Consider the following 12848-nt stretch of genomic DNA (forward strand, 5'->3'; position numbering starts at 1 on the left):
CAAGGAGCGAAACCATGGCAAAGGCAAGCACTATCCTGAAAAAACACCTTTCGCTCATCAGCGAAATGGAAAAGGCAGCTCAACCTGACGCAGTGAAAAATCCGCAGTTGAAAACAAAAACAGAAGCGGCAAAGAAAAAAGCCAGCGTGGAAAGCCGGATCGCCGAGTTGGAACAGCAACGTGCAGCGTTCAATAAAAAAATGGACGAAGCGATAGCGAGGGAGAAGAAACAACGGGCGGAAATCGAACGGCTGGAGAAATTGATTGAAGCACCAACGCCGCCAAAAACGGACGATAAGCCCAACCCCCGCTCGCCAGGACGCGCCAAAGCGAATATGGATGTAGGGAAAGCGCCGGTAGAAAAAAGAAAAGGATCACCCGCTGCGGCGAAACGCAGACCGGCGAAGAAGTAACACCAAATCCTGTATCTTCCGGTTGCTTGAGTGCTGTTATCTGTCGTTTTTGGGGCGCTTACGGAGCGCATCCAGATACGCGATGTGTTCAGGGAATATGGCGCAGCAACCGCCGACAATGTTTGAGCCTGCATCCAGCCATGCCCGCACAAACGCCGCGTACTCGTCAGCGGGTAAATCCCGCATGGTTGTGAGTGCATCATTGGCTTCGTGATCCTGATGAATCACCGTAAACCCGTTGGCGTAAGCGCCAAGGGAAATGGCTTTGCCTTCATCATCAATAATGCCCTTTGATACGCCAATGGCATCCAGCATGACTTCCGGCTGTGAGCAGTTAAACAGTACACCATCCACCCCAGCCGTACAGACGGCATGAATGGCATCAATGACAGACTCCCCGGAGCGAAGTCGGGGCTGGTCAACTTCGGTATCCATCAGGGAAAACGCATAGTAAGCAGGTTGGTTGGTCGTTCTCAGCACGCCATGGATAGTCTGGAATTCTTCGATAGAGCTGATGGTTTCTGCCAGCCAGAAATCACAATACCCCACCTGTGCTTCAACAAGGGTCTGGAGGATGGGCTTTGCCTGTCTGGCATTGAATAGATCTGGACGGTAAGAGCCCAAAGCAGGAGGAATACAGCCTGCGACCTTCACTTCCTGCTCGCTGTCGTCGGCGGCCCGGCGTGCAATTTGTGCGGCTCGTTCTGCCAGCGTGAACCCCTGTTCTTTGTATCGTTGTTCACCCAGGTGGAAGGGTACACAGGCATAGCTGTTTACCGTAATGACATCACATCCCGCATCAATAAAGTTCTGGTGCGCCTGATAGACAAATTCCGGTGCTTCAATCAGTGCCTGCGCACTCCATAAGGGCTGGGAAAAGGGGGCGCCAATACGTTGAAGCTCCCTGCCCATACCACCATCTAATAAAACAAACATCCGTGATCGCTCATTTTGTGATAGCCGGGCCTGTCACCTCAAGTGGTGTAGGAACAAGCCGGAACGTTTTTGAAAAGTGGCACAAAATACCCGTGTTGTCTACCAGGCCCACAGACCCTAAGCTTTCTTGGCAGAAAAGCTCTGCTTGGCTTGTACTCGTTAAACGGTTGTTGAGAGGGTAAAAGGAAAAGCATAACGTCTGATCTTGATGTCAGGCTGTTACGATCAGAATGAGACGGTTGTGATCAGAAGTGGTAAGAAACCGCGGCACCCACCAGCCATTGGTTGGCACTGTCCACAATCGGGGAATCTGCCGACTCATCACCTATCCGTGTGTACTGGGCTGATTGGGTTAGGTTCCACCTTTGATTGATAGGGTAGATAAGCTTGTAACCAAGATCATATGAGATGCTGCTGCTGCCGCTATATTTTGGTCGATTAACCCGGGCCTCGTAGGGTTGAACGCCAAAATAGTAATCGATAAAGTCTTTACTCTGGAATGTCACGCTCGCGTAGGGAACCAGATCAGCAACGCCAACAGATAACATATGAAAATATTCCACGCCAGCCAGATAGCCTTGGTAGGTGCCGGAGATATCATGTTGGAAATAGGTCGATACCACGCCGTCATTCAAATGAAAATCTGCGTTAAGGCCCAGATCCACACTCAAGTGCCTGTCATCCATCCCTTTTAGAAAGTCTGAAGTGTTATGGTCATAGCTGATACCTGCACTTGTTAGGTATGCGCCGAGATTGATGGTTTCATTGGTTGTCTTGTAGAAACGGTAGTTTATGCCGCTGAAATCAACATTAATATCTTCACCGTGATAACCAAAATTAATAAATGGCACAACTGAATGTTTTTGCTCTTTGTATAAATCATTGGTTATCGCCGCGCCCGCTTCTGCAATCCAAGAGTTTTGTTTGGTGTAAATATTGCCGTTCAGAATATAGGTTTCTCCTGCCGCCTGAACAGCCGGGGCAGTGGCAAATGTAGAAAGTAATACTGCAGTCTTTTTCATGGATTCTGTCCTTGGTTGGCGGTGAGTAATGGTATTTTGCATGCATATCAAAATTCGGGCCGCAATCAATATGGTGCAAAGACGGGACTGCCGGAAAGCCTAGGCTCTTTCAAACCCTCCACTTGGAATAGTGTGTCGCTATTTTCCGGTGGTTAACAGTACCGAGGATAAGAATCCGGACGAATAGAGGCATTTTTTCCCCTGCAAACCCTTTCTAATTTCTGACTTTTTCGCTTTCTTTCTATCCACATGTTTATATTCAGGACAGGATTGTGTTAAATAAATGTTTCTGTGTTGGTGGTGGGGATTGAGAATGCCAGAGAACCTTCAGCGCCGGGAATTAAAAATGCTACGAAGGAGTGATGAAAAAAACTCCTCATACCAATACGATCGCTTCGAGGATCTCTCTTATGAAAGAAAATGGACAATCTACATCAATCAAGATCATCGGGGTGCCCGTTGATTTGGGGGCATCACGCAGAGGAACGGATGGGGGCGTTTCTGCTGTTCGTATCGCAAGACTGGGAGAGAAACTGAAAAAATTAGGTTACCGAATCGCAGATGAGGTGGATGTGGCGGTGCCTTCCAGAGCGTCCAGCTCGACAGAAACCGAAGGAAACATGCGTTTTCGAGGCGAAATCCTTCAGATTTGTCGCGAGTTGGCGGTGGTGACAAGGGATGCGCTTCAACAAGGTCATATCCCTATGGTCGTGGGCGGGGATCACTCCCTTGCGATTGGCTCTGTTTCAGGTATTGCCGATTATTATCAGCAACAAAACCAACAACTGGGACTGGTTTGGTTTGATGCCCATGCAGATATGAACATTCCCGGAATTTCTCCTTCAGGCAATATCCATGGCATGCCACTTTCTCACTTGCTGGGATACGGCGACCAAGATTTCATCAGTATTCTGAGTGCAACCCCAAAAATTCGACCTGAAAACGTAGCGCTGGTGGGGGTCAGGGACATCGATGAAAAAGAGAAAGCGCTGATTAAACAATCGGGCGTGAAAGTCTATAGCATGCGTGACATTGATGAGCTGGGTATGAGCAGGGTGGCGGATGAAGTGATCGACATTGTGACCAAAAACACTGTGGGCTTTCATGTCAGCTTTGATGTGGATGGATGTGACCCTGATGTCATGCCGGGCTCTGGGACATTGGTACCCGGTGGTGTGACGTATCGTGAAGCGCACCTGTTACTGGAAAAATGTGCCGAAACCAAACTGATGACATCGATGGATTTGGTCGAACTCAATCCCTTTTTGGACAAAGGCAATATCTCCGCTGAACGGGCGGTGTCCCTTGTGCTGAGTGCCTTTGGGCAGAGTGTTATTTGATTATTCATTTCGCTTGATTTATTAAGGCAATACCAGCAATGCGGTCGGTATCTTGATAAAATGGATTAACACGGAAATATCCACGTTTTCAACATATCAACCTACTCTCGTCATAGCTTTTTAGTGTGGTAGCGATTGGGAAAGTATGCCTCCTCAAAGGGATGTGCGGGGATCACATAAATAAGTCGATATTCAAGGCCAATTTCAGGCAAAATCCTTGTACTAACACATTGAGAAAATGGTATGAGGGACATCTAATGAAAGTGCTGGTCACCGGCGGAATGGGCTATATCGGCAGTCACACCTGTGTGCAGATGATTGAAGCAGGTATGACGCCGGTTATTGTTGACAACCTCTGTAATGCCAGCGAAGAAGTGCTGAACCGCATTTATTCGCTGACGGGCGTGAAGCCTGTTTTTTATCAAGGCGACGTGAGGGACGAAATGTTCCTGGATCGTGTGTTCGAACAAGAACCGATCGACGCTGTGATCCATTTTGCGGGTTTGAAAGCGGTAGGGGAATCAGTCGAAAAGCCAATCGAATACTACGATAACAATGTGAATGGCACTCTCGTGCTTGTACGTGCTATGCAGCGCGCGAAGGTGTCTACTTTGGTATTTAGTTCTTCCGCAACGGTTTATGGCGATCCGGAGACAGTGCCCATCACCGAGCAAAGCCCGGTCGGGGGAACAACCAATCCTTATGGCACCAGCAAATATATGGTTGAGCGTTGCCTGGCTGATCTGGTCACCGCATCGCCTGAATGGAGTATTACACTGCTTCGTTATTTCAATCCGGTTGGGGCGCATCCATCAGGCACCATGGGGGAAGACCCTAAAGGTATCCCAAACAACCTGATGCCATTTATTGCGCAAGTCGCTGTGGGACGACGCGAACAGCTTTCTGTGTTTGGTAACGATTACCCTACACCGGATGGCACGGGCGTGCGTGATTATATTCATGTGATGGATTTGGCTGATGGCCACATTGCCGCGCTGAAAGCTGTTGGTGATAAACAGGGATTGCATGTTTTCAATCTCGGCACTGGCAAAGGCTCAAGTGTGCTGGAAATGGTGAACGCATTTGGTGAAGCATGCGGAAAAGAGATTCCGTATCAAATCTGTCCACGCAGACCGGGTGATATTGCTGAATGTTGGGCGAGCACAGAAAAAGCAGAAAAAGAGCTTGGCTGGAAAGCAACACGTACCGTGGCCGAAATGGCCGCAGATACGTGGCGCTGGCAGCGGGAGAATCCAAGCGGATACTGACTGTTAATGACCGCGGCATGGATGTGCCGCGGTACTTTCTTTAAAGGTATTTTCAACATGGCTGCATTATCGCAAGCGGGAATGCGGCCAGACAGGTCAGTCGGTGTAGCGAGAGATGGCGTCGAGGTACATATCCAACAGCGCTTTATCATTCACTTTCACCGCCACATTCTGGGGTGGATAGTCCGCCCAGTCATCGGTTTTGTGTTTCGTATCCTGGTACTTTTGCAAGGTCAGCCCTTCAGCTGGTCCTTCACACACAACGCGGATCGGACCTTTGCGCAGTTCAAATAAACTGGGATTGATCACATAAGCAATGGCTGAAGGATCGTGTACATAACAGCCACTTATATTTAAGCGCTGCTTATAAAAATCAAGATAAAAGCGGCTGATATTCCAGATAAATTCACCGGCATCACCACAGGTATCGCGCAATGTATCGATGTAATCGAGAGAGAAAAGGCACTCTTCGGTCACATCCAGACCGATCACTGTTACGGGCCAATGAGCAGTCAATACAATATCAGCTGCGTGTGGGTCATCATGAATATTGGCTTCGGCATACGGGGTCACGTTGCCGGTATGCTCATGGGTACCAAACGCCCCACCCATGATCACCACTTCTTTCACCAGCCCGGTAATTTCCGGTGCATGTTCCAGTGCCAGGGCCAGGTTGGTGAGGGGGCCAACAGCAACTAGAGTGATGTCACCCGGTGATGCTTTTACTGTGTCGATGATGTATTGATAAGCGGGACGGGGATCGGTGGTAATGGTCGGTGCATCAATGACAACATCACCAAAGCCATTTTCACCATGTACAGCAGCGCTGGCGCCTACGGGTGGCCGTTTCAGTGGTTTGTCGGCCCCTTTGGCGACATCGCACTGAAAGCCAAAACGTTGTTTTAGATACAGGGCATTGCGGGTGCTGGTGTCGATGTCGGCGTTTCCGTAAACCGTCGTCAGGCCAACTAAATCAATCTCAGGGCTGGCCTCGGCAAACAGGATAGCCATTGCATCATCAATCCCTGGGTCGGTATCGAGAATTATCTTTTTTGTCATCGTTCAATTTTTCAGTCTTGAGCAGCGTTGGGGCTCAATTATAAGTACTGACTCATTTAGGAGTGAGCGCTTCGTTATTTGCCTGACTGTAATCCACTACGTGTCACACTGTTTGTCTCATATCCATTCAAACTGTGTGATGCAGGCTCAGGCACCTATTTCAGGGGGGCAGGTCGCAGAACGCTGGAAAAAGGCGAGGGCGAGTTAGAAGTGTGCCGCACAAAAAAACGAGATCTTGCCGATCACACTTTTTTTGTGTCATAAATAATGCGCATCTCAATAGCACTATGCGTTGGGTGTTTTTTAACTATCAGCTATCCACTGCCTTTTGTTTGCTGATAACTCCTTTGCCATGGCGGTACTGCCCAGTTGCGTAAAGGAGGTTTCGTCGAAAGTTGGCGAACACCCGCCTGAACACTTTCTCCCTACGAATACAGGTTCAGTGCGGGTGGTTTCTTTTTCCTGTCTTATCGCTCATACCGTGTATTTTTGGATTTGCGATTTCATGTCGTCGGACAATGCCTGCAATGATGTTGCCGCGAGCCGACTCTGCTCTGCACCTGTCGCCGTTTGATCTGAGATACTGCTAATGACAGTGATGTTCTTATTGATCTCTTCCGTGACGGAACTTTGTTGTTCAGCTGCTGTTGCAATTTGGGTATTCATGGCGCTGATTTCATCCACGCTCTGTAATATTCGGGTCAGCGCTTCGCCTGCTTCCTGGGCCATTTTCACTGTTTCCTGCGCTTGTTCATTTCCTTTCTCCATCCGTGACATTGCATCCCGGCTGCCATCCTGAAGCTGCTGGATTGTACGTTGTATTTCGATGGTAGAGGATTGGGTACGTTGTGCCAGTGAGCGTACTTCGTCAGCCACGACAGCAAAACCGCGGCCTTGGTCGCCAGCACGCGCCGCTTCAATCGCCGCGTTTAGTGCTAGCAGGTTGGTTTGCTCTGAGATGTCCTGAATAGTGTCTACCACACTGCCGATGGCTTCGGTGTGTTTTTGCAGTGCCAGCATCGAGTTCACGGTGATATCGAGATCCTGTGACAAGTGCTCAATCATTTCGATGCTCTTGAGCACAACCTGTTGTCCTTCTGATGCAGCAGCATCCGCTTGTTGTGATGCAGTGGCCGCAGAAGCGGTGTTATTGGCCACTTCATGCACGGTGGCAGTGAACTGGTGAATGGCTGCGGCAATCATTTGGGTTTGCGCCTGTTGGTCCAGCACGTTTTTCTGCGTCTGGTTGGTGACAACGGCACTTTCTGACGCAGAGCTGGCAATTTGCCCTGTGGAATCCAGGGTGGCCTTCACCACCGTCTGGAAGTTGTGTACCAATCGGTTCACATATTCGGCAATACGGGCGAATTCATCCTTACCATCGAGCTCAACCCGTCGGGTCAGGTCTCCCCGGGTGATTGATACAGAGGTTGATTCCAGCTCTGAGATCGCTTTGTTCATGCGGAGGATGATTTTAGAGAACAGCACGCCAAGCGCGATAAGAGACAAGACGATAGTGCTGCTGACAACCCAGAGGAAGTGGTTGACAGTGGACAGCGCTGCTTGGTGACTTTCCCGCCCATCTTGGATTTGCAACTTGAGGAATGCTTCTGCTTCGGTGGATATATCACTAAAAAGTGGGTTAATCGTATTGAGCAAGATAAGGTTGGCGGCCTCAAACTGACGGGCTTTCAGCGCATTGACTGCGGGAGTAAAGCCTTTGTTTGTAATGTTGTCCAATACCTCGACCATTCGGCCCACTTCCCGGCGTTCCACATCGCTCAGTTCAGAAGATAGAATTTCTTTATCAACAATGTAGTGCAGACGATCCAATGACTCATTGACTTGTGCATAGTGAAAGTCAATGGGGTGATTGTGGAGAGTTGCAAACTTCGTGGCAGGATCGTGCTGCATGGCAAGCAGTAAATGGCTACGCGCATCGCCTAATTTATCCAGGATATTGCCGGCACGAATGGCGTGCTGCATGCCCTGAGAATACAGATCATTCAGCGAGTCTGCGGCTGAATTCATACCGGATATGCCCTTATAGCCGATAAAACAAAGTGTCAGTGCAACCAGTACGACGATCGTTTTTAATTGGTAGGTGACAGAGTAAAAGCGGGCTAAAAACCCAGTCTCATTCCTTTTTATTGTCATGGTGGCGTCCCTTGAACAGTCTGATATGCAACCAGTATAGAAACTGACTGGGAACGGAGTCTTAAAGTAAATTGACCTAGATCAATGTGTTGGAATTGTTATGCCAAGGCTTATGAGATCTGCCGTATTGGTCACATCAACAGCCCCGTCATGTCAGGAAACTTTGCAGTGTCTTGGTTGTTTAATGACGCAAGGGCATTAGTGTATCTAGGGGGATATAAGTATCACAGACGTATTAACCTGTGTTTTCCGGCAAAGAAGGATGCACATGGCAAGATAAAAGAGAAGATCAATTGAACAAACAAAGAGTTAATGTTGTGGTTGGTATGCTAAGTGTCGCCTTGTTACTGGGGGCATGTGCAATACCTGTGACGGAAAAGCAAGATGCTGCGGTGATCAAACATACCTATGACAACAATCTTGCCGAACTTTCTGCTTACCAGCTGGGACACTATGGCCTTCGTATGTATCGCCAAACGCAGGATGAAAAATACAAAGCCGCTGTTTGGACTGACTTGGCCCGTGTAGCCAGTCGGTTGAATGAATATGCAGAAAAGATTGAAACGCCAGAGGATGTGCTTGAGATGGGAAAAGCGCGGCTCAGGTTTTATGGTTCCGGCGATTCAGAACGAGATGCGCTTCGTCATGCAGCTGCCCTCGGACGGGAAGAATATCTGGTGCTGGGTGCCGGGCTTATCAGCAGCATGGCGCGCGCTAACGAGTATGGCGTGGAGCACGTCAAAGATGAAAAGCTCCGTGAAATCCTCAGTTGGTATGATTTTGAATCTTATGTTACGGATCCCCAAATGATCCGTGCGTGGGCGGCGCAGCTGGCCAATCAGGTTTACTGGCTCAAACAACTGGGCGAGAAAGATCATACCGCGGCATTCGAAAAGGCGTTCAAAGCCACGTATCCGGACAGCAAAGATGCATTGCTGTCTACTCAGCAGTACAACAATAAACTGTATGGAATGACGCATATCATTCTGGCAGCCTCGGAATACTACAGAAAGCCCGTCAAAGAGACAGACTTCCAGTGGATTTATGACTATTTCCGCGACAACTTCGAGACTATTGCGGCACGTTCCAAAGAAGATGTGATAGCGGAAATTGGCATTACTTTTCTGTTAGCCGGATTGGATGATGATCCTGTGGTAGCGAGAAGCCAGGCAATCATCCAGCAAGTGATTGACCGTGAAAAAGGCATGGTGCCGTCGGTCTCTGGCAGTACCGATCTGGCAAAAGGTGAACACCGTAATGTGCTCGCTATCATGTTGCTGGACTGGAAAGGGGCCAATGCAGTGCCGATGGTAGGGCAGGAAAGCGGTGTGGTTTCCAACTTGCCTTGGGGGCTGGAAGCCGAGTAATAAACTGTAGATGAAAAATAGCCAAAGGGTCAGGATGCCGATGAGTCTTCGGGGATGTGTGGGAGAGAGACTCAACAGATAAATCAATATCTTACGTAGTTGTCGTGAATCTTTATAGGTGATGTTGCATGAATGGTACATGTCGTGATGGGGAGCAAATTATCCTTTAGTTATGCCATAGGCTTTGGGCTTCAATCCTGTTGGAAAGGAGGACGTCATGAAAAGTGCCAAAGAGTTTGCGGCCTGGTTAATGGATCGCTTTGACACACATTCGAACATTTGGCTCACGAGGCGTGACATTACTGAGATAACCGGCAGACAAGCACTGCGAAGCGAATTTATTCACGATGTTCACTGCGAACTGATAAATTTCAGCCGCGGACTGATTGCTGACATTAAAAATGATCGCTATTACATGGTTTCTCTCTGTGGTACGTACTGGAAAGAGGTTGGCGATATCTACGCTGATACTGACAAGTGTGTCGACCCCTTTCCTATCGATGGTCATGCATCCGTGATCCGGACGCTGAATATACCCAAAACAACCTGAAGATGCAGGATTCAGGTTGTTTGATGAGTAATACCGACAGTGTTCTACTGCCATTGTGAGTCTCTTATTTTGGCCTGCTTTGCAGGCTTGATTGTGCAGTAAGAGGGAGAACATGAGAGCCGTGATACTCGTCAATTCTGCGAGGGCTGCAGGTTGCCCGGTTTTTATGTCATGAGAGAAGATACCTCCCCTCTTATCCCAGTCACTTTCTTTTCCAAAACGATGTCACAGGCCTTTATGGCGTTCCTGTGGAAATGGATGACCTGAGCGAGTCCCTGCATTGTATTGCGTAACCCCCTCTGTGAAGGCCACTCTGTAAATGTGACGCAGTATTGAGCCTGCCAGTTTTTGAAAGCAATCTATACTTGTCTAAAAAGAGGGACAAATTGTTGATGAAATTAACAGTTGCTTTTATTGCTATTGCACTGCTAGTTGTGGGTATTGTTTCATTGGAGACAGGAAAAATGGCTGCCCCGTCTCCAGCGTTGCGTATCGCGACATCTAACACACCATTATCTGCTCCTCTCATTATCGCCCAGGAAAAAGGTTACTTTGTCGGTCAAGGGTTGAACATTAAACTTATCCTGGCCCATGGTGGGGTGAACTGCATGAATATGCTGCTACGGGGAGATGCTGATTTGGCGACAACGTCAGATTCAGTCGCGATGTTTTCCCGGTTTGAAAGAGAGGACTTCGGGGTGCTTGCAAGTTTTGCTGAATCGGATAATGACATCAAAATCATGTCGTTGGTACAGCGACAATCCCTCCCCCTTTCCGCCGTTGAAAACAGCCGGGTTGGTGTTGTAGAAAGCAGCGCGAGTGAGTTTTTTGTGGATGCGTACTTGAAAATGGAGGGACTCGATACTCAATATGTTGAGAAGGTGTCGTATCAGCCCCAACAATTGGGTGATGCCTTGTTCAACCAGAAGGTTGACTATATCTCAGTTTGGGAGCCTTACGGTTATACCTTATCCCGTGATTATCCTGGACGTGTGTTTCACTTCGATACTCAAGGAATCAACAACCTGCATTTTTTGCTGGTTCACCGTAACGATGATCAGGGGAACATAACAATCCCCAGCAAAACGATAGATAACCTTGTTGATGCCCTAGATTTGGCTAATCAATTTATACACCGTGAACCTGAACGGGCCCGAGAGATTGTGGCTGACTTCCTCAACTTGCCTAACGAGCAACTCACGGCGCTCTGGCCTGATTATACATTCAGGCTCTCTCTCAGTGATGCAATGTACCTGAGCCTGAGTATGCAGGCTAACTGGGCCATTGCGTCCGGCAAAGTGTCAAAGGATGTGATGCCCGATTACCGGGGGTTGTTTGTTCATTCGCCGCTGCTTCCTTCGGCGTCGTTGCTTCAGTCTTCACCGTAAGGGCTTCAGAATGACATTAAACCGACTTCTCTCTGTTCTGGTTATCTCCAGCCTTGTGCTTTCTGCCACGATTTTGGTGCTGCAGGTTTATCAAAGCCGCGCCCAGAATGAAGCCAGGAGCCAATTGAATAGCATTATGAACGTGCAAACCTCTATTGATGTTTTACGCAGCCGGCTATGGCTGTTGCAGCAACAAGGTGATGAAACCTCGCTGACCGAAGGCCGACAGGCCAGCCGGCAACTTCGTAATACACTGGAAGAAAACACGCTTTCGGACGTATCACAAGGTGCTGTGCCTAATTTACGCCACATGCAAAAAGCCGTTGACCGCTTACTGGTGTTGGCGGAGAACAATCTTTCGCAAACTGAACCTCCATCATCAGATCCAAGCGATCGTCTGATCGCTTCCCGCCTGAATATGATCCTGCTCTCGATGTCTGAGGAGGTTTTGGTTTTGCACCAGCGGGTTCAGGCGCATGTAAACAAAATACAGGCGCAGTTAACCATATGGGCTGGCGTGGTTATGGTGCTGCTTTCTTTAAGTCTGGTTTTTTTGATGTTGCTTTTCAGGCATCGCCTGAAAGGGGGACTGAATACGCTGATTGCCGGCATTCGAAAAGTTCAGCAAGGGGCATTGGATGGTGAGGTGAAAGCCAAATATGACGATGAACTGCAAATCATTGCCGGAGAGCTTTCCGACATGAAGCTGAAACTGAGCGAAACCATGGTATCGCGCGATGCATTGCAGCGGGAAGTTGATGAACAGACCCGGCAATTGAAAGCGCAGCATGACGAATTGAGGCGCGTTGCCAATACTGATGGTCTGACAGGCTTATTGAATCGTCGGGCGTTTGAATCTCAGGTGACCCTGGCGATGACACGGGCTGAAGTATCTGGGAATCACGCTGCATTGCTGTTTATCGATCTCAATGACTTTAAAGCGGTGAATGACACCTTTGGCCACGAAGCCGGAGATTTGCTGTTGAATGCGGTGGCTGACAGACTGAGACAGGTGGTACGGGCGACGGATCTTGTTGCCAGGTTGGGCGGTGATGAGTTTATAGTCTGGCTGAATCTGTTGGGTGACAACGGCAATGTGGATACAGCCGTGTCACGGATCCGGGCCATTATCGATAGCCCAATCCTGTTTCATGGGGAGCCTATTTCTATCAAGCTCAGTGTCGGTGTAGCACTGTTTCCTGAACACGGCAGGAAACTGGATGAACTGATGAAAAAAGCCGATGAAGCCATGTACAAAGCGAAAGAAGAAAAGTACAGCAACGATCTGACGTTTAATATATTTCAGGAAGTTTGAGGATGGCGTTTAAGTCCAACACTAGCGACTTGC

At 48.6% G+C, this 12848-nt stretch carries 11 protein-coding genes; 7 read left to right on the forward strand and 4 right to left on the reverse strand.

The window, feature by feature from the left end:
* The first annotated feature begins 14 nt into the window (after positions 1-14).
* Complete coding sequence (locus tag VHA_RS12325) at positions 15-413, forward strand: hypothetical protein (RefSeq protein ID WP_005504771.1); 399 nt, start codon at positions 15-17, stop codon at positions 411-413.
* 36 nt (positions 414-449) lie between these two features.
* Here VHA_RS12325 and VHA_RS12330 read toward each other — a convergent pair whose 3' ends face one another.
* Together VHA_RS12330 and ompV are read right to left on the reverse strand one after the other, a co-directional pair.
* Positions 450-1349, reverse strand: coding sequence for a homocysteine S-methyltransferase family protein (locus VHA_RS12330; protein WP_005504773.1), 900 nt, complete (start codon positions 1347-1349; stop codon positions 450-452).
* Between the two features lie 245 nt (positions 1350-1594).
* Positions 1595-2371 (reverse strand): outer membrane protein OmpV, encoded by a 777-nt coding sequence (gene ompV / locus VHA_RS12335; protein ID WP_005504777.1) that lies wholly within the window; start codon positions 2369-2371, stop codon positions 1595-1597.
* A 410-nt stretch (positions 2372-2781) separates the two neighbouring features.
* On the opposite strand from ompV, the gene rocF reads away from it, so the two are divergent.
* Together rocF and galE are read left to right on the forward strand one after the other, a co-directional pair.
* Complete coding sequence (rocF, locus tag VHA_RS12340; protein ID WP_005504778.1) at positions 2782-3711, forward strand: arginase; 930 nt, start codon at positions 2782-2784, stop codon at positions 3709-3711.
* A gap of 257 nt (positions 3712-3968) precedes the next feature.
* Entirely contained in the window at positions 3969-4979 is a 1011-nt protein-coding gene (gene galE / locus VHA_RS12345) for a UDP-glucose 4-epimerase GalE (RefSeq protein ID WP_005504780.1), read from the forward strand.
* Between the two features lie 96 nt (positions 4980-5075).
* Here the strand turns inward: galE and VHA_RS12350 are convergent, their stop codons facing one another.
* Both VHA_RS12350 and VHA_RS12355 read right to left on the reverse strand, forming a co-directional pair.
* Positions 5076-6038, reverse strand: coding sequence for a nucleoside hydrolase (locus VHA_RS12350; protein ID WP_005504781.1), 963 nt, complete (start codon positions 6036-6038; stop codon positions 5076-5078).
* Between the two features lie 474 nt (positions 6039-6512).
* Entirely contained in the window at positions 6513-8195 is a 1683-nt protein-coding gene (locus tag VHA_RS12355; protein WP_040528860.1) for a methyl-accepting chemotaxis protein, read from the reverse strand.
* A gap of 326 nt (positions 8196-8521) precedes the next feature.
* Between VHA_RS12355 and VHA_RS12365 the strand changes: the two genes are divergently transcribed.
* The 4 genes from VHA_RS12365 (at position 8522) to VHA_RS12380 (ending at position 12815) form a co-directional block, all read left to right on the forward strand.
* Positions 8522-9562: a DUF3541 domain-containing protein gene (locus tag VHA_RS12365; protein WP_040528943.1), complete on the forward strand. Its 1041-nt coding sequence runs from the start codon at positions 8522-8524 to the stop codon at positions 9560-9562.
* Between the two features lie 217 nt (positions 9563-9779).
* Positions 9780-10112: a hypothetical protein gene (locus tag VHA_RS12370; RefSeq protein ID WP_005504786.1), complete on the forward strand. Its 333-nt coding sequence runs from the start codon at positions 9780-9782 to the stop codon at positions 10110-10112.
* A 392-nt stretch (positions 10113-10504) separates the two neighbouring features.
* On the forward strand, positions 10505-11500 hold the full coding sequence (locus VHA_RS12375) for an ABC transporter substrate-binding protein (RefSeq protein ID WP_005504789.1): 996 nt from the start codon (positions 10505-10507) through the stop codon (positions 11498-11500).
* A gap of 10 nt (positions 11501-11510) precedes the next feature.
* Positions 11511-12815 carry a GGDEF domain-containing protein gene (locus VHA_RS12380; RefSeq protein WP_005504791.1) on the forward strand — a complete coding sequence of 435 codons (1305 nt, stop codon included), beginning with the start codon at positions 11511-11513 and terminating at the stop codon, positions 12813-12815.
* Positions 12816-12848 lie beyond the last annotated feature (33 nt).

The sequence above is a fragment of the Grimontia hollisae CIP 101886 genome (assembly GCF_000176515.1).
GTDB classification, from domain to species: domain Bacteria; phylum Pseudomonadota; class Gammaproteobacteria; order Enterobacterales; family Vibrionaceae; genus Enterovibrio; species Enterovibrio hollisae.